This window comes from Acidaminobacter sp. QWL-03 (assembly GCF_058683855.1).
Map to the genome: position 1 here is coordinate 1,602,908 of NZ_CM178752.1, position 21,560 is coordinate 1,624,467.

Below are 21,560 nucleotides of genomic sequence, written 5' to 3' on the forward strand. Positions count from 1 at the left end.
GGCTCAGGACCTCCTTCTAGAGACGTTTCAGCGCCGCCTCAAGCGTTTGTCTGTGAGCCTCGTAGCCCGGCTTACCCAAAAGAGCAAACATATTTTTCTTGTAGGCTTCGACGCCAGGCTGATCAAACGGATTGACGCCCAATAAATACCCGCTGATGCCGCAGGCTTTCATAAAGAAATAAAGAAGCTGCCCAATATGATAAGCATCAATTTTTTCAAGCTCAATCACCAGATTAGGCGTTCCACCGGCGACATGAGCCAGCAGCGTTCCCTCAAAGGCTTTGAAATTGATCTCTCTAAGAGATTTACCGGCCAAAAAATTTAGTCCGTCAAGATTTTGATCCTCTTCACTGACTTTGAGACTGCCGCTTTGATCCGTCTCCAGAAGAACGGTTTCAAAAATCATGCGTCTGCCATCCTGTATGTACTGGCCCATGGAATGCAGATCTGAACTGAATTGTACGGAGGCAGGAAAAATACCTCTCCCATCCTTGCCTTCACTTTCACCGTAGAGCTGCTTCCACCATTCAGATATATATTGCAGCGCTGGATCATAGTTCGCCAGAATTTCGACGACCTTGCCCTGGTCCTGCAGAATCGTTCTTGCCGCTGCGTATTTGAAGCAATTGTTTGTCTCGAGCTCCGGATTTAAATACTCCTCATAGGCTGCCTTCGCACCTTCCATCAATGCCCTGATATCCACGCCTGAAACGGCAAGCGGCAATAGACCAACCGGTGTTAAAACCGAATAGCGCCCGCCAATATCATCTTCAATCACAAAGGTTTCATACCCCTGCTCATCTGCAAGGGTTCTAAGTGCACCTCTGGCTTTATCCGTGGTTGCCACTATTCTTTCCTTGGCGCCATCCACGCCATAGCGTTTTTCCATATAACTTTTCAGCATTCTGAAGGCAATTGCCGGCTCCGTGGTCGTCCCAGATTTGGATATGACATTTACACAGATTTCCAGCTCATCAATGGCACCCAGCAAATTTTTCATATATCGTTCTTCAAGATGATGACCAGCATAAACTATGGTAGGATTTTCACGGCTGCAAAAGCGTCTCAGGGATTCCATTGGATCTTTCAGTGCTTCAGACACAGCGCGCGTTCCTAGATAAGAACCGCCTATTCCAACGACTATCAATACATCACATTTTTCTTTTAACCTTGCAGCACAGTCTTCCACCCGATCCATTAAGGCCATGTCAAAAGTTTGGGGCAAGTGGACCCAGCCTGTGAAATCTGATCCTGCACCTGCGCCAGTTTCAAGCAGTTGCTGGGCTGCGCGAACCATTTCCTTCATATTGATGAGTTGAGACTCCTGGATCCCCGAATAATTCAAATTCAATTTTAATCCAGCCATAACAATTCCCCCCATGGGTGCAATCTGTCTTATCTGATGCTGACGCTTTTTAGGCCTATAACATAGATACTATAATCTTAACCCATTTAAACAAGCAGATGCAGACTTTTTTGATAATTATTGGCGGAAACAAAACAAAGATGCCACCATGCACCAGAGAGCAAGCTCTCTTATGCATGGTGGCATCTTTGTTTATGCACGTCTTTAGCCTAACACGTATGGACGTAGGCTTCGATCCAAAATCCCCGTCGCATACGCCATAAGCATACCATAGTTTGTAATTGGCGTGCCCGCTTCCTCACACAGACGGATCCTTGTCAGCATGCTCTTGCGGTTCATCATGCAGGAGCCGCAGTGCACTACCAGATCGTAAACACTCAGATCCTCCGGCAAGTCATGCCCGGCCTTAAACTCAATGTCCACCCGGCCGCCGAGCTTTTTATTCAGCAATGCAGGGATTTTGACCCGTCCAATATCTTCGTGGGTGTGATTGTGCGTACAGCTTTCCGTGATCAGGATTCTCGCAGCGGGCTCACTTTCCCTCACGGACGCTTTTAGACGACTGAGCGCCTTGGCTTCAAGAGCTTTCAAAGCTTGAATCCCCGAGACAAAGGCACGAAGATCCCCTTTATTCCTGGCGAAAACCATGGAAAAAGATGTCAAAGGGATAATTTCAGGCACCATAGCAGAAACTGATGCAAAAGCCTGGGAATCCGTGATCACCAAATCCACAGACTTCAGCTCTGAAAGCGCCTCGACCAACTCTGTATCCCTGACCACATGTACTTTCAGCCCATGATCCAGCGCATCCCGAATCACTTGAACCTGCGGCAGGATCAGCCTGCCTTTGGGTGCCTCCGAATCTATGGGAACCACCAACACAATGGTCCCTCCCGACGGCACCAGATCCCCCACCAGTGTCTCCTCCTCGGTTTCTCCGCGCAGCGCCTCGATCAGACAGGCTTTTAGATGGTGAATGTCTCCCGGGGTCTGAGCGCTCACCCAGACCGCACCCGGCCATGCCTCTTTCAATTGCTTTAACTTGTAATGACCATCGGCCTCAGCCATCACTAGATCTGTTTTATTGAACACCATGAGCTTTGGAATTGAAAATTTCTCAAAATGAGACTGGATTCGCGCAGCTTCTTGAGTCAGCCATTCAGGATTATTCGACGCCTCCATGGCATCAATGACATGGACGGCAAAATCCGTCCGTTCCAAAATTTTTAGACTCTTTGCGACGCGAAGAGCGCCCAAGGCATTGTCGTCATCATCAAGGCCTGCAGTGTCAATGAAGACAACCGGTCCATAAGGAAGCAGCTCCATGGCTTTACTCACAGGATCCGTCGTCGTGCCCCGAACTTCCGACACAATCGATAACTCCTGCCCGAGAATGGCGTTCATCAAGGACGACTTGCCCGCGTTACGGTTGCCAAAAAACGCAATGTGCTTTCGGTTGGCGCTGGGTGTCGAGGACAGCGTGCTCTCCTCCGCTCTCATTCCAAATGCAGACCCCAAGACCGGCTTTTTAACCTCATGTGATTTAGCTGCAGTCATAGTCTATATTTCCCCTTCTAAAGGTACAGGTCGCGTTCGCCGCCGCGAATCCGCTCGAGGTTGTCCGCCAGCAAACTTTTTATATCTGGGCGTTCAATAGCGGCCAATTCCTTCTCTATCAACTGCTCGCTCTCAACCTTGAGGGCTTCATCACCGTAATCCAGAACGAATTCCTGAAGGGTCATCAACGCGTTTGGCGTGCAGACGTTGTGGATCTGACCGGCTTTGGCGAGCTGCATGAATCGGTCCCCGGTACGGCCGGAGCGGTAGCAGGCGGTGCAGTAGGACGGAATGAGACCATCGGCCACCAGCTCTTTGAGCACTTCCAGCGGCGTGCGCTGATCAGAAGCCTCGAATTGATTGATTGTACCGCTTTTACGATCGCTCTCCTTGTAACCGCCGACACCTGTGCAGGAACCCGCTGAAATCTGGGAGACACCGGCGCGGATCATATCCCGGCGCATCTGAGCACTCTCGCGAGTGGACATGATAATTCCGGTAAACGGTACGGCGACGCGGAGAATTGCGACAATCTTCTTGAAGGTCTGGTCGTCGATCTGATTGCTGAACTGATCCAGAGTCATGCCTTCCGCCTTCTTGATGCGCGGTACGGAAATGGTGTGGAAGCCTACGCCAAACTTCTCCTCCAGGTGGGCGTTGTGCATCATGAGGGCCAGCACTTCGAATTTGTAGTCCGCGAGGCCAAAAAGGACACCGCCGCCCACGTCGTCCAGACCCGCTTCCATGGCGCGGTCAAAGGCAGTTAGGTGATAGAGGTAATTGCCCTTGACGGACTTAGGGTGCATCAGGTCATAGGTCGGTTTGTGATAAGTTTCCTGGAAGAGGATGTAGGTGCCAATGCCTGCTTCCTTCAACTTCTTGTAATTTTCAACCGTCGTAGCGGCTATGTTGACGTTGATGCGGCGAATTGTGCCGTTTTCATTTTTCGTCGTGTAAATCGCGTCAATGGCGTCCACCACATAATCGATAGGACAGTTGACCGGGTCCTCTCCCACTTCCAGAGCAAGGCGCTTGTGACCCATCTTTTCGAGAAGCATGACCTCTTCCTGGATTTCTTCACGGCTCAGGCGGCGGCGCGGAAAGTCGTTGCTGTGCTTATAGCCGCAGTAGGTGCAGTTGTTGACGCAGTAATCGCTTATGTAAAGCGGCGCGAAGACGACAATGCGGTTGCCGTAAATGCGGTCTTTGATAGCACCGGCAATGCCCATGAGGCGGGCCATATGATGCTCCGACTTAATTTCCAGAAGCGTCGCAATGTCCAGCTGATCCAGCGGGCTTCCAAGCTCTGCTTTAGCCAGCACGGCATCAATGGCCGCCTCGCTTGAGCCTGCGGCGAGTTTCAAAGTAGTTTCAATTGCGGAATGATCAATGAACATTCTTAGTTCCTCCAGTCTGGATGATCGCCGCGGGCCATGTCGACCGCAAAACCGGCGTTTTCAATTCTTTTTTGTATACACTTGCGACATTCCGCCGCTTCATCGCCCGTACAAATCTTACCATCGTACAGGTCGTATTTCTCTCTGACTTCAAGTGGGGACAGGTTCGGCATGACCACGTTGGCACCGGCCCGAATACCGAGCTCACGGCCTATTGGATCCAAACTGCCCAGGGCAGTGGTCGCAGGCAGGAGCACCTTTGGAATCATCAGGCGCAGGATGGACAGCAAGACCACAGTTTTTTCCACAGAACCGGAAGGCTGGTCCGCCAGCGGCGTCTCGTGGTGGGGGATAAATGGCCCAATGCCTATCATGTGAGGATCCAGCGTCTTCAAGAACCTCAGATCCTTCACGAGGTGTTGGTTGGTCTGCCCCGGAAGTCCAACCATGAAGCCTGCGCCAACCTGGAAACCAATAGCTTTCAGGTCTTCAAGACAAGTCTTTCGGACGCTGAGGGCCATCCCGGGATGAAAGTCAGCATAAAAGCCGTCATCTGCGGTTTCATGTCTGAGGAGATAGCGGTCGGCCCCGGCATCGTAAAGCGCCTGATAGCTCTCACGGCTTCGTTCGCCCAGGGAAAGGGTGATGGCGCAGTCCGGATAAGCCTTTCTGACCTCTCGAATGAGATTCGTCAGGAACGCGTCTGTGTGCGCCGGATCCTCTCCGCCCTGCATGACAAAGGTTCTGTATCCGAGATCATAGCCAATGCGGCAGGATTCAAGCACCTGCTCAAGATCCAGCCTGTAACGCTCTGCACCGGGATTCCCTGCTCTAATTCCGCAATAGACACAGTTTCTTTTACAATAATTTGAGATCTCGATCAATCCCCTGAGAAAAACCCGGTTGCCGTAAATCTCCATGCGTTTTTGATGGGCTGTTTGAATCAGATGGTGTCTGACCCTGCCATTATGGTCTTGATCCGGGTGATCCAGGTAGTCCAGCAGTTGGCACAGCGCGCTGTCACTGAGGTCACTTTCCAGTGCCAGCTGATCCGCCAAAGACATAAAAAACTGTGCTTCTGCCGATGGTTCCCAGCCTCCAAACGCCGCATCAGCCTGCAATGTGGTCTGAATGGTCCCATGAGGTGCAACAAAATTTTTCGTTAATTCCTTAACGTGATTCACTCTTACACTTCCTTTTTTGAAATCGAAGTCTTTACGAAAACATGCTCGATGTTGCCAAGCTTACCCGTCAGGGCATTGATCTCATCCGGCTCACCAATCAAGGTGATGGAGATGACCGAAATCCCGTACTCATCCATGGGAATCCCCATTCGGCCTTTTATAATCCCCTTGAAAGACGCGACCACATCGTTGAAACGATGCTGACACAGCTCCGGATGCTCCAAAATAGCGCTGATCACCGCCACTTTTGCCATAAAAAATCCTCCCTTTCAATGTGAAAGAGAGGATGGTTTTTCCCGTGATGGCCGCACACCAAAAATACCTGTGCAGACAAACTCGCAGCCCGCCTTTACAGCGGCTGTGCCTTCGCTCCCTTTCGGTTCAGCAGTCTGATAACTTTACCGTCAGGTGATGTCGATTTTATTGTAATCTCGTCGGGATCACATGAAAAAGGAGGCGCCTCTGGAGCGCTGACCTGAACCAAATGAACTCTGACAAGATTGATTGTTAATAGATTATCAACAACATGGTGGTCTGTCAATGGTTTTATTTAAGAACAAATGGAAGGCGGTGTCTGACACCGCCTTCCAACCATTATCCCCGGGCAAATGCTTCTTGAATGTCCAGCACCACCGCGTCAGCCAACTGCATACCCTGACGGCTCAATCGCCCTAAATTGGAAATCGTTTCTTCAATAGTCCGGCCCACTAAGCCATTCCCGGCAGGAACCCGTATGCCGTCTTCTGCCAGCGCAGCCGTTTCCACCGCTGTTGAAGCAGCCGTTGCCAGCTTTAGAGCGCAGCCCAGTTTAGCGCCGTCACACACCATACCGCTGAGGTTTGCCATCATATTCGTCATGGTGCTCTCCACGATTTCGGGATCCCGGGTGTCAAGCCAGGCAATTGCCGCAGACGCGCCGGTAGCCGCCGCGATCCCGCAGCTGCACAGCGCTGACAGTCTGCCTATCTCGGCTTTGATATAGCTGTTGATCAGATGACTGAGCGCCAGAGCTTTGATCTGATCCCCCCGGTCTGTTCCTTTTAACTCAAAATAAGCGACCAGCGGCATTATGGCAGTGATGCCATTATTCCCACTGCCATTAGAACTCATGACAGGTAAATCCACTCCCGCCATGCGTGCGTCAGAAGCGCCTGCCGTCATTGTCATTGCCAGTCTTGCCAGGTCTTTCAGCTGACCGTTTTTAGAATATCTTTGCTTCATGGCAAACGCAGTACCGAGTCCCACTGGCGATGCCATACCGACCGCTGCCATAGTTTGGTTCATTGTGACGCCATCCAGCAGAAATGCCAAGGGTTCAGGATCAATTTCATCAATCAATGCTATCAAGTCCCTAAGTTTCATTGAATAAAAATTGTTAATTCCTGCGATTGATTTCTCCGTCGCTGTATTCATATCTTCAATTTTTTCAATACAACTTCCATCCCTGAACACCTCAACAATCCTGTCATGTCTGCCGCGGAGTGTCACTCTGGCATGATGGACTCTGTCCTGCGACCATTGTTCAGCCTGAATCAAAACCTTTTCTGAAGTATCAATCAACTCAATTCGAATTTTTCCATCTGCGAGCCTTTCTCTGGCTGTTCGGATCTCAGCCTCAGTCAAATGGTTCAGCACGTCGAGGCCCCTCTTCGCGCTGCCGCGGGCCGAACCAAGTGCTGCAGCAAGATTCAGTCCCGCCTCCATAACGCCCGGCAGCATGACGGCGAAGCCATTCTTATAAATGTTGGGACTCACTCCAATGACAAGTTCACTGAAGGAATTATTCAACACTTCTGAAGCCTTAGCCGCCGCCAGTGCCACAGCCACAGGCTCTGTACAGCCCGCGGCAGGCTTGACTTCCTCGCGAAGCAGCTCAGACACCCAGAGGTTTGCTTCTTCATTAACCAATATTTCTTGAGTCTTCTTATTTCCTGTTGACTGTCCATTCATTTTGCATCCCCCTAGTCAATAGTGACACTTCAAAATTCAGTTCACGTCTTTACTAAGGTAATTCGCAATATTCATGCCAACAAAAAAACCGCTGTTTCCAACGGCTTTAAATGCTTCAGCTAAATTGATCTCATTTTGAGATTGAAATATCAATCCCAATTCTCATTTTGAGATTTTTCATATTTGCTACAAATTATGCGCTTTAAACTTTCTGTAAAGCGTTGCCCTGCTGATCCCCAGACGCTCAGTCATAGCCTCAATTCCGGCTTTGGACTTGCCATAAGTCAGGAGTGCTCTTCGAATCTCTTCTGCCTCAAGCGTATTCAAAGAACGAATACCAACTGCCTCTGCCTCACCAGGCTCAGCGTTATGGGCTTTACGCGCAGCAGCCTCCAGTGACGCAGAGCGCTCAGATTCCCCATGGAACGCTTCCGTCCTGAGACGCTTGGGCAGATCTCCAGAGCTCAGAATAGATCCCGTTGAAACATGTACGGCATATTCAATGGCGTTTTCAAGTTCTCTGACATTTCCCGGCCAGGTGTAGCGCTTCATAACTTTCAAAGCATCAGGTGCAATCCCCTCTGCCTTTTTGCCAATCCGCTGGCAGTGTTTTTTTAGAAAAATTATGGACAGACTTTCTAAATCGCCCATTCTTTCTCTCAGCGGAGGAATATGGATAGGAATCACATTAATGCGATAGTACAGGTCTTCCCTAAACTCCCCGTCCCTGACCATTTCCTCAAGGGGTTTATTGGTGGCTGCAATCAATCTGACATCTACAGGGATCGCCCCACGACCGCCAACCTTGTAGATCTGCTGGTCCTGCAGGACACGCAATAGCTTTGCCTGCAGATGCAGCGGCAAGTCGCCAATTTCATCCAAAAAAAGCGTCCCTCGATGAGCTTGCTCGAAGCGCCCAATACGTCCGCCGGTGACCGCGCCTGTAAAAGCACCTTCCTCATACCCAAAGAGCTCACTTTCCAGCAGTGCCTCCGGTATAGCCGCGCAGTTAACCGGGATGAACCCACGGTCCTTCCTGTCACTTTCACTGTGAATGGAACGGGCGAACAGCTCTTTGCCTGTCCCGCTTTCACCTAAAATCAAAACCGTTGATTTGCTCCTTGAAACACGTCTCGCCAAATCAATGGCTTCAATCAGATTTTGATCTTTGCCAAAAATATCTTCAAATTTTGTTGGCTGCTGCTCAGCGAACATTTTATTAAACCGACGGATCACGTCTTTTAATGGACTCAACTGCAGCACATATCTGACCGTTTTGTCCGCATGTGTCACCGGATGGACCTGGATGGAGAATCTGCGCTTTTGTCCTGCTTCGAGCTGCGTACTGCCACCCCGGATAGCATCCAATACGCCTCCGCCCAAAACCTCATTGATGCTGACGCCCTCCGTCAGCCCGTCGATCCATTTGCGCGCAGCATCATTCGCGCTGACTAAAGTCCCTTCAGAGGTCATGGATAGTATAGGCGTCTCAATGGCGTCTATTAACACTTCCAGTTCTTTGTTCCTTCGGTTTTCAGCGACTTTTGACGCGATCAGATTGCCCATCTTTTCCAGAAAATCGAGCAGCGCGCCTCGGTTGTTCAGCAGTTTCAGCTTTTCCTCTGAATCAAACGCGATCAATCCTATGACGCCAACCACGGCGCCTTCGACCAAAATGGGTGAACAGACTTCCGCGCTTTCTCTGCAGCGTTCCCGGTCCGAACAAGACAAACAGGCCACATCAGTACCAGGGGACTCCACAATGTAAGGTATACCATTTTGGACCGCTTTTTCAAAGACGGATCCTGCTGCAATTTTATTGCCCACTTCAAGTCCATATTGACCGGTACCAGCGACGCGCAGTCTCTGACGGTCGACAATAGTGGCTTCGACCCCCAGCACGCTGTGAATCGCCTGTACGACGTCCTGCAGCATTGGAGCAATTTCTGAGATCTCTGAATGCAAGGTACATGCCCTCCTATTCGCCCATCTCCCGGTCCAGGGCATCGAAAAAGTCTTTCATGAGACTTGCCCGCTCACGCGCCAAAGCCCTTCCCGCCTCTGTAATAAGTCTGTCAGGGATGTGTTTGAGTTTGACCATATATTCAACGTTGGGTGCGTGGTCTTCCTGATTCTGGATTCTGCCGTTCTCAGTTAAATTTTCAGCGGTGTATGTCTCCAGATCGACTTTCCTGTACAGCCTCGCGCCTTCCTGTCCAGCCATCATAAACGTTCTCGCAATGCCAACTGCCCCAATGGCGTCCAGTTTATCCGCATCATAAAGGATTGCCGCCTCAAGGGAAGCTGGCCCTTGTCCGCTTCTGTAACGGTGCGTCACTATGGCCTTTTGAATCTCACAGATGACTTCTTCACGAATTTCCATGTGCTCAAGTATTGCCCTGGCCTTTGCAGCGCCTACAATTGCATGATCTGTCCGACCGGTCAGATCCAGATCTTCCTCTCGCCTGCCAATGTCATGTAGGAGCACTGCGGGAATCAGCACCTCATAATTAACCTCAGGGTAATGTCCGGCAATGCGGAGCGCCAGCTTGTAAACGCGCCTGACGTGATCAATGTCATGAGCGGAACAGGATAGAGCTTCTTCCACCATCATCCACAGCAAGTCCTCGTATTGCTGCTCGGTAATACCTTTGATCTCTGCAGCAGGCAACTGCGCCATTTTTCGTTGAATAGCTGTCGTTTGGTTCATGCCGATGGTCTCCTAACTCAAAATTCACAAGATGGTGGAACTATTACTGAAATAGGAATTTTACGCCTTTATTGCAAATATGTCTCTTCTACAACATCAAAAATAGTGGTCCTGGCGGCATTGACGCGATCAGACAGCTTGTAGCCATCTTCACGGGCGATCTGCTTAAAGGCTTCAAACGCGTTATAGATTGGACTTTCGGAACTAAAGGCATGAGATTCATAAAATGTGATCCGTTCTTCACTCATAGCATTTGTGTCATAGGCGTAGACAGGTGTATTATTACCGCCGTAAATCAATGCGTTCATCATCATAACAAAGTATTGCTGCAATCTTTGATGAGACTCTTCCAGCTCAACGGATAACGTTTCGTTTTGAATCCGGGATAACAATGATTCCGCAGCAGTAACCCTTTCCCACATTTCATCAAGTGAAATCACCATAGCCGCGTCGCTGAAAGTTTTAGCGGATAACTCTCTTGCCATAACTTTAAGGTACTCAGAATACCAATCACCGACTTGTGCTTGATACGCCAAATAGTTGTTGTAATCCACAACCAGATAATACATCCCCTCTTGAGTTTCTATGGTGTAAAAGGCATTCTTATATCCTTGAATCTCCTCTGTTAAAGCCACGTCACCAATACTTTTCGGATCATCCATCAGTTTGGTCAAGTCATCTTTGGCAAATAGTTTGTCCTCATAAAGCTTGGCTGCCAATCCGTCACTCACTCCGCCGTAACGCTCATCTTGTTCCAGGGCTTTTATCTGGGCCGTCTCGAACAAGCTGAGAAATCGCTCAGTGTATTCCGGTGAAAGCGACTCAATCTGGTCTGTCAGAATTACAGCAAGCGCATCCATCCCTTCAATGCCAGAGTTCTCGGCAATGGACTGCTTGAAGGACTCAAGGATTTGCTGCTGCTCTGCCTCACTTAAACCGACAGGTGTTTCATTGGAGGGTGTCTCAACTTCACTGGGCGGCGCCTGATCCACGGGCGGCGTCTCAGTTTTTGGCGCGCAGGCCGTCAGCGCAGCTGCTGAAAGCATTGCCACTGCAAGGACAGAGGTCGTTTTAAGATCAAAGTAGTTTTTAAATTTCAACATAGGAAAGCCTCCTTATGACTAAAGTTTACCATGAGAATCTTAAGCAGACCTTGATCTTAGATTACAAATTGAAGCCGAATCAGATCGATTACTAGGCCTCATCCTCGTCTTCGTCTTCATCCAAATTGAAATCAAAATCACTCATTTCAGCAACTTTAGCCTCGATCTCCTCTTCAGTATAGCCAAGAACTGTCATTTTTCTTAAGCAGAGCGCTACAAACTCGTCTAAACCGAGACGCTCAACGAAGCTTCTGGTTTTTTCATAGACCTTTAATCCCAGCCATTCCTTCCAAGGCATGATTTCGAGCCCAAAAGGCTCATCCGTGCCTTCCTCGATGCCAAAGACATCAAACGGATAGCGGCCGACATATTCGCTGGTCAACTGCGCCAGAAATAAGTACACCGGCGGCTCGACTGTTTCGGGCTCCAGTGTCATCAAATGCTGATACACCAGCCGCAGCTGGTCAACAGCCTTATCCGGCTCTTTAAAAGTGCCATAGAGTTTTTTCTCCACTGCCCTGAAATCAATTGCTTTTATGCACGCTTGAAAAGTCTCAGGCACTTGATACTCTGACATAGAGTCTGTCACTGCTTCTTCAGCCTCTGATTCCGAGAAGATGCCTCTTTCAGCTGCAACGGCTTTAGCGGCTTCAAGGGCCTCCTCCGTATAATCTGCATATTGGATCCAGATCACTTCGCGGAGTTGATCATCTGTCATTTTTTCCATCCGTGCCAAAAAAGGATTTTGCGCCATTGCTTAAACCTCCCGAAATTTTTTGAAACCCTTCCTACATTATAAACTATGCTGGAGTGTCCAGCAAATTCTAAAACTAAAACTTTATCATTGAGAGTACATCTGTGCAGGGCGTACCCAAAAGAAAAAGGGGTCCAGTGACGGACCCCTTTTGCGGGATGATACGATTTACTACTGTCAGAGTATTTACTTCGCTCTTTTAAGCGCTTTTCTCTTATTGATGGCATCCCAAACTTCTGCATTTTTGATGCCAAGTTTCTTAGGATCAAAGGTAGGCTTTACGATGCCAGCTTTGAGCTGATCTTCGTAGTCCTTGAGAACGAGAAGTCCAGGCTTGGTCATAATGATTATGCCAATAATGTTGAGCCATGCCATCATACCAACTGCGATGTCTCCCAGACCCCAAGCAAGGTCAGCGGTTCTAACTGCGCCATAGAACGTCATGAAGAGGAACACAATCATCGCGCCGTAGAAGACGTATTTCTTGTCAATTTTTGAGCCTCTGAACAAATAAGCAATTGCTGACTCAGAATAGTAGTAATAAGCCATCAATGTCGTGAAAACGAAGAAGAACAGGGCAACAGCGACGAACGCAGAGCCAAAGCCCGGGATCAGCGTATCCACAGCCATTTGCGTATAAACAGGACCATATTCCACGCCCGGAATGTTCTCAACAATGTAGGCCCCATCAGCGCCAACTGTGTTGTACATGCCAGTGATCAGAATCATGAACGCAGTTGCAGAACAAACGAAAAGTGTGTCGACATAGACTGAGAATGCCTGAACGAGACCTTGCTCTGCTGGGTGATCGACTTCAGACGCCGCAGCAGCCATAGGACCAGTGCCCTGACCAGCTTCGTTGGAGTAGACGCCGCGCTTGACGCCCCACATGATAGCAGAACCTAGAATGGAACCGAAAGCTGCGTCCATACCGAAAGCAGAGCGGAAGATGAGAGACATAACACCAGGAAGCTGACCAATATTAACAACGATAATTATAAGAGCGATAATGATGTAGCCGATCGCCATAAAAGGCACGATCAATTCTGCAGTTTTACCAATCCGCTTGACTCCGCCGAAGATAATCAAGGCGAGGAGTGCGACTACACCTGCACCGGAAACCGCTGGCGCGATTCCAAATGCTCTTTCAAGTGCAGTAGCGATACTGTTGGACTGTACACCCGGGAGGAATAGGCCGCATGAAATGACGACGGCAACTGCGAAAGTGATGCCGTACCACTTGGCGTTAAGACCTTTTTCAAAGTAATAAGCAGGGCCGCCGCGATATTCGCCGTTGACTTCTTCTTTCCATACTTGAGCCAATGCTGCTTCAATAAAAGCTGAGCCAGCGCCGAGGAATGCGATTGCCCACATCCAGAAAACCGCGCCAGGACCGCCCATTGCGATCGCAGTTGCAACACCGGCAATGTTACCAGTGCCTACGCGGCCGCCGAGCGCCATTGCGAAGCTCTGGAAGGAAGAAACGCCTGTTTCGGACGCTTCATTGCCAATAAGCAGCTTGACCATACGTTTTACGTGTCGAACTTGAGGAAATCTCATGAGAACGGAAAAGTAGACACCTGCGCCGAGGCAAAGATAAACGAGTGCGTTAGACCAGATTATACCATTCGCCGCATTGACCATAGCCATTAAATCCAAATAAATTCCTCCTTCAGTTTGACAGTTTGTCTGGTTTAGTTCATCCCGCAATTCACTAAACCTGATATCATGGTATCAAAGCGGTGAAACTGTGTCAATTTAAAGGATTCATCTGTCTGAAAATTCACAGATGAAAATCCAGCGTTTTTTAAGTTTTTATGCGTTTTTTTGAAGTTTTTCAAATTGAGAAAGACATCAACTTGTAATTAATTCATAATTTTTTAACCATTTGAAATATTTGATTGACCATGGTGTTTTTTTGGTATTCGTCGCATTTTTTAGTTTAACCAATTTGTAACCTATTAATTTTTAGTTCCAAGGCAATTATTTCGCTTATACAAAATATTCTTGTAATTCCTCAGTTTCTATAACAATTTGCACCGTTACAATTATTTAATAATTTCGACAAAATTATATCTTTGACTATGAAAACCACACTAAAGCGCATTCTAAAGACCAATTCCGGTCTTCTCAGCCCTATTCGCTGATCTTCCAGCGTGCAGCTTCCTTATTAAGACCCGGAATGACTTTCATCGTGCTGATGCGGTCAAAACTTACCCACTCTGAGTCAAGATGCTCATCACTCAAAAGTACCTCCATGTCGTCGTCTTCCAGGTTGCACAAAAAAGTGATCCCAACGACTTGTGTATCAATATCCCGCTTTGCGTCAAACACATTCAAAGGCCTCAGAACACGGATCTTTAATCCGGTTTCTTCAAAGACTTCCCTTTTGACTGCCTCCTCATAACACTCGCCTAAATTCATCCGTCCGCCAGGGAGCTCCCAGAAACCATCTTCCCCTTTGCTCGGGCGGCTTCTCAGCAGCAAGAGAATTTTACCCTGATGAAAAATTGCAGCTCTGAGAGCAATACCAAAGCCTATCTCATTTTGATTCCGCGCTTCGATCATAACGACCTCCATTTGTCTGTTTATTTTTTATCAAAAATGGATTTATACTCTCCATACCCTTCCTGCTCCAACTGATCCACAGGTATGAACCTGAGTGCTGCTGAATTGATGCAGTATCTGGTACCCAGCGGCGGCGGTCCATCATTGAAGACATGACCGAGGTGAGAATCCGCATGCTTGCTCCTGACTTCTGTCCGGATCATGAAATGGGACCGGTCTGTTTTTTCAATGACATTATCCGGTTCCAATGGCTTTGTAAAACTAGGCCATCCACAGCTGGAGTCAAATTTGTCAAGTGAACTGAACAGCACCTCACCTGATACTATATCCACATAGATCCCCTTTTCGAAAAAATTCCAGAACGCGTTGTTAAAAGGGCTTTCTGTTCCGTTTTTTTGAGTGACTTGAAAGACATGGGGCTCCAAAGTCTGTTTCTTTTTTTCTATCTGGACCGGATCAAAAATTATTTCATTTTTATTCACGGTGGATCAACTCCTTTGTGTCTGTTTTGTAATCAGGAGAGCGCCTCACTTATAGACAATCCATTCCGAAATGGATTGGTTTAGTATATGCCCAAAATTGTACCTTCAAAAACATAAAAAGGATATTCACAAAATGAACATTCGAAGCAAAAATGTTATACTAAAACCAGACTTGCACTATGGAGGGATCCTATTGAAACCGCTGGAAAGCATTGAATTTCAAACAAAAAAGCAAATGTATGATTTTATGGCTGTTCGCCTTAAGGCCTATCTGGACGAAGCGCAGGACTGGTGCTCAGCACTTGGAAACGCTTCCGCTCTTTTCAACGCCCTTCTTAAAAATATCAACTGGGCTGGTTTTTATCTTATGAAAAACCAGGAACTGATCCTGGGGCCGTTTCAGGGAAAGCCTGCCTGTGTCCGAATTGAAATTGGCAAGGGTGTCTGCGGTACTGCGGCACTGTTGCAGGCGACACAACTGGTGCCTGACGTTCATGCTTTCGAAGGTCATATTGCCTGTGACAGCGCTTCCAACTCAGAACTGGTCGTGCCCATTACGTTGAATGGAAACACGGTAGCCGTCATTGACCTCGACAGCCCGCTCTTTAACCGTTTTGACGAAGAGGATGCGCTCGGTTTTGAAAAAATCGCGAAGCTCTTATCCAGTCATATCGACTGGCAAACGGTGTTGAATCGCTGATTCATTAAACGAGGAGGAAAAGTCATGTCTGAACCATTAGTGAGCGTCATCCGCGGCGGTCGTATCGAGTCCATTCACCGCGGCGACTGGGTCCTGGTAGATGTCTCTGGCCGTATACTGGCCCATAAGGGCGATCCAATGAAGCGGACGTTCTGGAGATCATCAGCTAAACCTTTTCAAGCTATGCCAACCCTTGAAGCTGGTGCTGCCGAAAAATTTTCCATGACCACGGAGGAAATATCTCTGCTGTGCGCCAGTCACAACGGCGAACCCCGCCACGTCCAAACCGCTCTGGGATTGCTGCATAAAATGGGGCTCGACGAATCCGCTCTCGACTGCGGCGCTGCCCAGCCCATGCTTCTCGAAGCGGCTTTTGAAACAATTGGCCGCGGCGACGCCTTCACCCAGCTGCAAAACCCGTGCTCCGGCAAACACAGCGGCATGCTGGCGCTTTGCCTTATGAAAGGGTGGCCGCTGGAAAACTACATCATGAAGGATCACCCAGTACAGAAAGAAATGCTGAAATCCATTGCCCATGCCGTCTCCATGGAGGAAAAGGATATTGGCATCGCCATTGACGGGTGCGGTGTCCCTGTATTTGAACTGCCGCTTTACAACATGGCGCTGGCTTATGCCCGCCTCAGTCTGCCGGAGGCCTACTTCGAAGGTATTGCATTAAGCGCTGCGAAAACTGTCGCATCCGCCATGACAAAGGCGCCGTTCTTTGTCGCAGGCACCAAGCGTCTGGATACCAATCTCATGGAGGCCACTCAAGGCCGCATTCTCGCCAAGCTCGGCGCTGAGTCTGTCTATTGTGTCAGTCTCATGTCAAAAGGCATTGCTTTAGTCTTAAAAATCGAAGACGGCTCCTACAGAGCAATTGATCCCGTTATTATTGATTTACTGTCGCGCATGGGCGCTCTTTCAGAATCCGAATTGGAGGCGCTCTCTTATCACCGCAAACCATTGCTGCGCAACCAAAGAAAAGAAATCATAGGTCATTTGGAGTGCATCGATCCCGAAGAGGATTTTGACTTTGATGCCACCTGGTCGCCGAATAGTGACAAGGTCATGCAGTAGACACAGCTTCCTTTTATGACGCCGCCTCAAATAAACAGCGAAAGACCGCACCCGGAAGCGGACTGCAGATCGTACATGCTGCAGTCACACTATCGAGTGCGGTCTTTTTAAGTTTCCATGTAAAGGAGCAGCACGCTAATGTCTGCATCCAATGATAACCGAGTGTCCTTAAGTGCTTTTACCGGGCCGCTGAGCCTGAGGTAATCCCCCTGGTTTAAAAGAACTTTGCCGGAATCAAATACAACTTGCAGCGATGCCCCTTCTGGGACTGTGGCTTTTTCAGTGACGGGTGTGCCTTCAGGCCAATACACCGCAAGATGCCCCAGGGTCTCAGGACTGCATTCAGACAACCACGTCTCAATCCAATTCAATTCCGTTTCGGGACCTATTGTCAACGACGACATATTCCCAACCAAACCCTTGCGCAGCATCAAATTGAAGTCTCTTGCCTCACCGACGGATTTGGTTGGCGTCCCCCCGTCAAAGCTGTGCACCTCAAGGGGCTGAAGTTCATGTCTTTCAAGCACCTCCGGGTCAGACTCCTGTCCATGTTCCAGCAGGACTGGTCCGCTCAGCATGGTGATCCAGCGCTGATAATCAGGCAGTGCTGTAAACTGAGATGGACTTTCCTCAATGGTCGCGCTGCTGACTCTGAAAAGAAAATCGCGGGACCCATAACTGGAGCCCTCGGGAAAAAGATCGATTTGTGTGGTGGTTCCACCCGACCATCGACTGGCAGTCATCTGCTCTTTTTTAATCAATACGGTTTGAATCATTACTCAACGCCCCTAACGCTTCAGGTATGTACCGGTCAGCTTTAACTTGATGCCGCTTAGATCCAGACAGTTCGTATTGCCTTGAATACGGATCGGCTTCGTCTCCTGCAGATGGAAAATCCTATACAATGCATAGCTCTCAGTCACCGGATACTCCGACTTCTCAAGAACGCGCCTCAGAACGTCAGTCAGCTTGACGGTTTTATGGTCAATGGCGCAGGAGATCCAGTGGTCAAAATAGTCCTCATCCGCCTCAATGATCTCACCTTCGCTGAGAAATCTCAGCACACTTCGGGTTTCGACAAGGCGATCCCAGTCCAGCATCAGATCTACGAGTCTCTGGTCTGTCATGGCAATCCTTTGATCCAGAAGCAGGGTGAGCCAAAGCGGATCCAGCTGTGACAAAGCGCTTGGGATATATTTCCCCCGTCGTGCATCCCGGGTCTCAATGGCAGAGACATCGACTTCATATAAGGCGACGTTTTCCCTGGAGAGAATCGAGGTCACATAGCGAAGCGCAACCTGGTCGTTGACATTCATACCGTGCCAAAGAATAACCGAGGTATCATTTGGAATAAAATACAGCTTTTCATGGAATTTGACCATTTGCTCTTCATAGTCCAGTTCGTCAAAGCCTTCGTAGATCGTGGCATAGTAGCCGCTCATCCACTCGCGTCGGTCCATATAGCCCTGAATGGTATCCAGTGCCGTGACCGGCCCTACTGAAAAATCCTCTGTCAGACTCAGGATCTTGTCGCACTTGTTTGGCTGCAGCGCTTGTCTCAGACTGGCCGCGGCGGGCTCGCTAAAAGTGATGTGAATATTCATGCTCATCTGTCCACCCCGTTTCTGCGGCCGCATGACTCAGGTTCGTTTCGCAACCATCGGCACATTTATGATTATTACTCACTCATATGAATCGACACAAATTGGACTTTGTTGCCGGTCGCCTGAAGGAATTTTTTAAAATCTTCACTCGCCATATTGAGGGTCATGGTATTGATGTTGGGATGAAAATTCACAAAACCGTCCTTCATGACGTCCTCATCAATATAGACCATCACTTCCTTATTGGCATCATTGATGAGGCCAAAGGGCGACACCGAGCCCGGCTGCAGTCCCAGATACTTCTCCATGCGCTCCGGAGAAGCAAAACTGAGCTTGTCCAGACCAAAATGCTCTGAAAACCACTTCATATTCAGAGGCTTGTCCTGCTCAAGAACTATCAGATAGTGCTTTTTGCCCTTTTGATCCCTGACAAAAAGATTTTTGGCCTTCGATCCCTTAATATGGCCCCAGTGATCCTTCGCCTCATCCACCGTCGCCACCGGAGGGTGGGAAAACACTTCATACTTGAGATCCATTGCTTCCAAGGCGTCAAACACCTTTTGAGAACGCTCTTCATTCGTCACTTTTATCATCAGCCTTTCATTTGAAATCCAAAACCGGAGCGTGTTTAGGCCGATGGTCATTAAAACCATCTCCCACTTGAGCGCGCCAACCGATTCTCTCCTATTTGCCCTTCAATATGGATCCAAGAAGACCTCTCGCGAGCTGTGTTCCAAGTGACCTGCCAACAGAGGTCATCATGGATTTGGCCATTTTTTCCATAGGTGTGTCCGACGATCTTCTTCGTGTTGTTGCTTGGGACCTCGTCGTATTACGAGTTGTCCTGCTGCGCTTTTCTTCCTCTTCAAAAGCTGCCTTGCGTTCCTCGAGCTCCTGTTCCAAGGCTTCCTTTTGAGCCTCTTCTTCCTTCAGCCGCTGTGCCCGTCTGATCAAAATTTCATAGGCGGACTCCCTGTCCATGGCTTCTTCATAGCGTCCATGGAGCGCGGACGTATCGATCAGTCTCTGAATCTTCTCAGGCAGCGCAGGACCGATCATGCTCTTAGGCGGAAGGATAAAGGCGCGCTGAACCACTGACGGTCTGCCCTTTTCATCCAGGAAGGACACCAGTGCTTCTCCGACACCCAGGTCGAGAATTGCAGTTTCCACATCCAGGTCCGGATTGACGCGGAAGGTTTGCGCTGCGGCTTTGACAGCTTTTTGATCCTTAGGGGTGAACGCCCTGAGGGCATGCTGAACACGGTTTCCAAGCTGACCGAGTACCGTATCCGGTATGTCAACCGGATTTTGAGTGATGAAGTAGACACCGACACCCTTGGAACGAATCAGTCGCACCACCTGCTCAATTTTGTCGAGCAGGATTTTGGGAACCTCTTTAAACAGAAGATGGGCTTCATCAAAGAAAAATATCATCTTAGGCTTCTCAAGATCTCCAACCTCAGGCAGCTCTTCAAACAGCTCAGACAGCATCCAAAGCAGGAAGGTCGAATAAAGCGCAGGGTATTGATACAGCTCATTCGCTGCCAGAATGTTGACTACCCCGCGGCCATCCTGTGCTGTCATCATCAGATCCTTGATGTCCAGTGAAGGCTCACCGAAAAAATGCTCCGCGTTTTGCTCTTCCAGGACAAGAATTCCCCTTTGGATTGCGCCTACGCTCGCTTTGCTGATGTTGCCGTACTGAGTGGTGAATTCTGATGCATTGTCACCGACGTATTGCAGCATAGCTCGGAGGTCCTTGAGGTCCAGCAGCAGCATCCCGTTGTCATCCGCGATTCTGAAAACCATATTCAGGATGGCGCTCTGAGTCTCATTCAGACTCAGCAGTCTGGAGATCAGCAGAGGTCCCATCTCCGAAACTGTGGCACGAACCGGGTGTCCTTGCTTTCCAAAGACATCCCAAAATCTTACAGGTGAGGATTGAAATTCGAAGCCTTCGATTCCCAGACTCTGAATCCGCTCGGTAATTTTGGGCTTTGCCTCGCCGGGTTCGCTCATTCCTGACAAATCACCTTTGACGTCGGCAAGGAAAACCGGGACGCCAATTTCACTGAACGCTTCTGCCAGCACCATAAGTGTTACAGTTTTTCCCGTCCCCGTGGCACCGGCAATCAAGCCATGCCGGTTTGCCATTTCTGCTCTGAGATGAAGTTCAAGCTCGTTTTTGGCAATCCATAAATGTTGCTGTGTCATCATTCCCTCTCCCTTATCTGCGGCTCTGATGCGGGTGACCACCCCAAAGTACTGGGGCCGCTCACTGTGACGACCATAATTCTCCAATTCTTTCTGTCATTATAGCATAATGCAGTATAAAATAATCGATTGAAAACGATTATCAATGGGTATTTATAGCATAATTCTAATCTGTCTCTTCTGGCTTTCTTATGTAAATCCGACATGCGCTTAATATAGGGATAGGAGGCGTTGTTATGAAACACTTTAGGAAAAGTCGTACCTGGATGCTGATGGGACTGGTGCTGCTGTCCCTGGTTTTAATCACTGCCTGCTCTCAGCCTGCGGGAAGCACTGAGGAACCAGCCGCTGAGCCTGTTGAAATGACCGCAGATGAGCTCAGCGCTTTCAATGGCAAAGATGGTCAGCCTGCGTATATTGCAGTGGATGGCGTGATCTATGATGTCACTAAGGTCTCCTTTTGGAAAAATGGTGACCACAACGGCTTTGAAGCCGGACAGGATCTGACTGAAGAGATCAAGACCATCTCTCCTCACGGCGTATCAAAACTGAAAGGCCTGCCAGTGATAGGAACGCTTATTGAATGACTGGGAACCATCGGCAAACTTTTTTATAAAATTTTTGTGGAAGGCCTCTAAATTTTCGGAATTTTTCGTAAATAGCGTTGACTTTTGTCCGATTTCTTGATATTGTACATTTTATAATATTCAAATCGATGACAGAGAACGAAGACGAGAGCCTTCAGTCACAGAGAGCCGGCGGCGCTGAGAGCCGGTACTGATTCCCGTTTGAACATCCCTCTGGAGTGAACAGCTGAAATTTGAAGAGTAGGCTGATTCCGCTGTCCGGCGTTACAGGAAGCTTGTTTTCAAAGGAAACGAGCACAGAGTG

Annotated in this window: 20 protein-coding genes and 1 other annotated feature (1 of these 21 cut by a window edge); of the genes, 3 read left to right on the forward strand and 17 right to left on the reverse strand. The window is 48.8% G+C overall.

Annotated features, from left to right (window positions below; all coding sequences use genetic code 11):
• Positions 1-16 precede the first annotated feature (16 nt).
• The 13 genes from AC4PHM_RS07330 to msrB form a co-directional block, all read right to left on the reverse strand.
• Positions 17-1,366, reverse strand: a complete 1,350-nt coding sequence (locus tag AC4PHM_RS07330) for a glucose-6-phosphate isomerase (RefSeq protein ID WP_492020249.1) — start codon at positions 1,364-1,366, stop codon at positions 17-19.
• Between the two features lie 204 nt (positions 1,367-1,570).
• The gene (gene hydF / locus AC4PHM_RS07335; protein WP_492020250.1) at positions 1,571-2,923 is read right to left on the reverse strand and encodes a [FeFe] hydrogenase H-cluster maturation GTPase HydF; all 1,353 of its coding nucleotides are present in this window, start codon (positions 2,921-2,923) and stop codon (positions 1,571-1,573) included.
• A gap of 17 nt (positions 2,924-2,940) precedes the next feature.
• Positions 2,941-4,320 carry a [FeFe] hydrogenase H-cluster radical SAM maturase HydG gene (hydG, locus tag AC4PHM_RS07340; protein WP_492020251.1) on the reverse strand — a complete coding sequence of 460 codons (1,380 nt, stop codon included), beginning with the start codon at positions 4,318-4,320 and terminating at the stop codon, positions 2,941-2,943.
• A gap of 2 nt (positions 4,321-4,322) precedes the next feature.
• Positions 4,323-5,504: a [FeFe] hydrogenase H-cluster radical SAM maturase HydE gene (gene hydE, locus AC4PHM_RS07345; protein WP_492020252.1), complete on the reverse strand. Its 1,182-nt coding sequence runs from the start codon at positions 5,502-5,504 to the stop codon at positions 4,323-4,325.
• A 2-nt stretch (positions 5,505-5,506) separates the two neighbouring features.
• Entirely contained in the window at positions 5,507-5,758 is a 252-nt protein-coding gene (locus tag AC4PHM_RS07350) for a TM1266 family iron-only hydrogenase system putative regulator (protein ID WP_492020253.1), read from the reverse strand.
• 340 nt (positions 5,759-6,098) lie between these two features.
• Entirely contained in the window at positions 6,099-7,454 is a 1,356-nt protein-coding gene (locus AC4PHM_RS07355; protein WP_492020254.1) for an L-cysteine desulfidase family protein, read from the reverse strand.
• A 186-nt stretch (positions 7,455-7,640) separates the two neighbouring features.
• Complete coding sequence (locus tag AC4PHM_RS07360) at positions 7,641-9,419, reverse strand: sigma-54 interaction domain-containing protein (RefSeq protein ID WP_492020255.1); 1,779 nt, start codon at positions 9,417-9,419, stop codon at positions 7,641-7,643.
• A gap of 13 nt (positions 9,420-9,432) precedes the next feature.
• A complete protein-coding gene (locus AC4PHM_RS07365; protein ID WP_492020256.1) occupies positions 9,433-10,164 on the reverse strand; it encodes an HD domain-containing protein in 732 nt (243 codons plus the stop codon).
• A gap of 68 nt (positions 10,165-10,232) precedes the next feature.
• On the reverse strand, positions 10,233-11,267 hold the full coding sequence (locus tag AC4PHM_RS07370; RefSeq protein WP_492020257.1) for a hypothetical protein: 1,035 nt from the start codon (positions 11,265-11,267) through the stop codon (positions 10,233-10,235).
• A 91-nt stretch (positions 11,268-11,358) separates the two neighbouring features.
• The gene (locus AC4PHM_RS07375; RefSeq protein ID WP_492020258.1) at positions 11,359-12,021 is read right to left on the reverse strand and encodes a DUF6557 family protein; all 663 of its coding nucleotides are present in this window, start codon (positions 12,019-12,021) and stop codon (positions 11,359-11,361) included.
• Between the two features lie 186 nt (positions 12,022-12,207).
• Positions 12,208-13,671 (reverse strand): alanine/glycine:cation symporter family protein, encoded by a 1,464-nt coding sequence (locus AC4PHM_RS07380; protein WP_492020483.1) that lies wholly within the window; start codon positions 13,669-13,671, stop codon positions 12,208-12,210.
• 486 nt (positions 13,672-14,157) lie between these two features.
• The gene (locus tag AC4PHM_RS07385; protein WP_492020259.1) at positions 14,158-14,589 is read right to left on the reverse strand and encodes an NUDIX hydrolase; all 432 of its coding nucleotides are present in this window, start codon (positions 14,587-14,589) and stop codon (positions 14,158-14,160) included.
• A gap of 20 nt (positions 14,590-14,609) precedes the next feature.
• Positions 14,610-15,071 (reverse strand): peptide-methionine (R)-S-oxide reductase MsrB, encoded by a 462-nt coding sequence (gene msrB / locus AC4PHM_RS07390; RefSeq protein WP_492020260.1) that lies wholly within the window; start codon positions 15,069-15,071, stop codon positions 14,610-14,612.
• A 193-nt stretch (positions 15,072-15,264) separates the two neighbouring features.
• On the opposite strand from msrB, the gene AC4PHM_RS07395 reads away from it, so the two are divergent.
• Together AC4PHM_RS07395 and AC4PHM_RS07400 are read left to right on the forward strand one after the other, a co-directional pair.
• Positions 15,265-15,771, forward strand: coding sequence for a GAF domain-containing protein (locus AC4PHM_RS07395; RefSeq protein WP_492020261.1), 507 nt, complete (start codon positions 15,265-15,267; stop codon positions 15,769-15,771).
• A gap of 24 nt (positions 15,772-15,795) precedes the next feature.
• A complete protein-coding gene (locus AC4PHM_RS07400; protein ID WP_492020262.1) occupies positions 15,796-16,851 on the forward strand; it encodes an asparaginase in 1,056 nt (351 codons plus the stop codon).
• A 107-nt stretch (positions 16,852-16,958) separates the two neighbouring features.
• Here AC4PHM_RS07400 and AC4PHM_RS07405 read toward each other — a convergent pair whose 3' ends face one another.
• The 4 genes from AC4PHM_RS07405 to AC4PHM_RS07420 all read right to left on the reverse strand — a co-directional run bounded on the left by AC4PHM_RS07405 (position 16,959) and on the right by AC4PHM_RS07420 (position 20,672).
• On the reverse strand, positions 16,959-17,627 hold the full coding sequence (locus tag AC4PHM_RS07405; RefSeq protein ID WP_492020263.1) for a HutD/Ves family protein: 669 nt from the start codon (positions 17,625-17,627) through the stop codon (positions 16,959-16,961).
• A 12-nt stretch (positions 17,628-17,639) separates the two neighbouring features.
• Positions 17,640-18,455 carry a DUF1835 domain-containing protein gene (locus AC4PHM_RS07410; protein ID WP_492020264.1) on the reverse strand — a complete coding sequence of 272 codons (816 nt, stop codon included), beginning with the start codon at positions 18,453-18,455 and terminating at the stop codon, positions 17,640-17,642.
• A gap of 74 nt (positions 18,456-18,529) precedes the next feature.
• The gene (locus AC4PHM_RS07415) at positions 18,530-19,099 is read right to left on the reverse strand and encodes a prolyl-tRNA synthetase associated domain-containing protein (RefSeq protein ID WP_492020265.1); all 570 of its coding nucleotides are present in this window, start codon (positions 19,097-19,099) and stop codon (positions 18,530-18,532) included.
• Between the two features lie 40 nt (positions 19,100-19,139).
• Positions 19,140-20,672, reverse strand: coding sequence for a helicase HerA-like domain-containing protein (locus AC4PHM_RS07420; RefSeq protein ID WP_492020266.1), 1,533 nt, complete (start codon positions 20,670-20,672; stop codon positions 19,140-19,142).
• A 233-nt stretch (positions 20,673-20,905) separates the two neighbouring features.
• Between AC4PHM_RS07420 and AC4PHM_RS07425 the strand changes: the two genes are divergently transcribed.
• Positions 20,906-21,256: a cytochrome b5 domain-containing protein gene (locus AC4PHM_RS07425; protein ID WP_492020267.1), complete on the forward strand. Its 351-nt coding sequence runs from the start codon at positions 20,906-20,908 to the stop codon at positions 21,254-21,256.
• Between the two features lie 119 nt (positions 21,257-21,375).
• Positions 21,376-21,560: a binding site (T-box leader), on the forward strand (it continues 54 nt past the right edge of the window).

What these genes read in the sequence shown, in the direction of transcription:
- AC4PHM_RS07330 (WP_492020249.1), bottom strand. Translation starts at nt 1,366, where the DNA reads ATGGCTGGATTAAAATTGAATTTGAATTATTCGGGGATCCAGGAGTCT.
- hydF (WP_492020250.1), bottom strand. Translation starts at nt 2,923, where the DNA reads ATGACTGCAGCTAAATCACATGAGGTTAAAAAGCCGGTCTTGGGGTCT.
- hydG (WP_492020251.1), bottom strand. Translation starts at nt 4,320, where the DNA reads ATGTTCATTGATCATTCCGCAATTGAAACTACTTTGAAACTCGCCGCA.
- AC4PHM_RS07350 (WP_492020253.1), bottom strand. Translation starts at nt 5,758, where the DNA reads ATGGCAAAAGTGGCGGTGATCAGCGCTATTTTGGAGCATCCGGAGCTG.
- AC4PHM_RS07355 (WP_492020254.1), bottom strand. Translation starts at nt 7,454, where the DNA reads ATGAATGGACAGTCAACAGGAAATAAGAAGACTCAAGAAATATTGGTT.
- AC4PHM_RS07365 (WP_492020256.1), bottom strand. Translation starts at nt 10,164, where the DNA reads ATGAACCAAACGACAGCTATTCAACGAAAAATGGCGCAGTTGCCTGCT.
- AC4PHM_RS07370 (WP_492020257.1), bottom strand. Translation starts at nt 11,267, where the DNA reads ATGTTGAAATTTAAAAACTACTTTGATCTTAAAACGACCTCTGTCCTT.
- AC4PHM_RS07375 (WP_492020258.1), bottom strand. Translation starts at nt 12,021, where the DNA reads ATGGCGCAAAATCCTTTTTTGGCACGGATGGAAAAAATGACAGATGAT.
- AC4PHM_RS07380 (WP_492020483.1), bottom strand. Translation starts at nt 13,671, where the DNA reads ATGGCTATGGTCAATGCGGCGAATGGTATAATCTGGTCTAACGCACTC.
- AC4PHM_RS07385 (WP_492020259.1), bottom strand. Translation starts at nt 14,589, where the DNA reads ATGATCGAAGCGCGGAATCAAAATGAGATAGGCTTTGGTATTGCTCTC.
- AC4PHM_RS07400 (WP_492020262.1), top strand. Translation starts at nt 15,796, where the DNA reads ATGTCTGAACCATTAGTGAGCGTCATCCGCGGCGGTCGTATCGAGTCC.
- AC4PHM_RS07405 (WP_492020263.1), bottom strand. Translation starts at nt 17,627, where the DNA reads ATGATTCAAACCGTATTGATTAAAAAAGAGCAGATGACTGCCAGTCGA.
- AC4PHM_RS07410 (WP_492020264.1), bottom strand. Translation starts at nt 18,455, where the DNA reads ATGAATATTCACATCACTTTTAGCGAGCCCGCCGCGGCCAGTCTGAGA.
- AC4PHM_RS07415 (WP_492020265.1), bottom strand. Translation starts at nt 19,099, where the DNA reads ATGACCATCGGCCTAAACACGCTCCGGTTTTGGATTTCAAATGAAAGG.
- AC4PHM_RS07420 (WP_492020266.1), bottom strand. Translation starts at nt 20,672, where the DNA reads ATGATGACACAGCAACATTTATGGATTGCCAAAAACGAGCTTGAACTT.
- AC4PHM_RS07425 (WP_492020267.1), top strand. Translation starts at nt 20,906, where the DNA reads ATGAAACACTTTAGGAAAAGTCGTACCTGGATGCTGATGGGACTGGTG.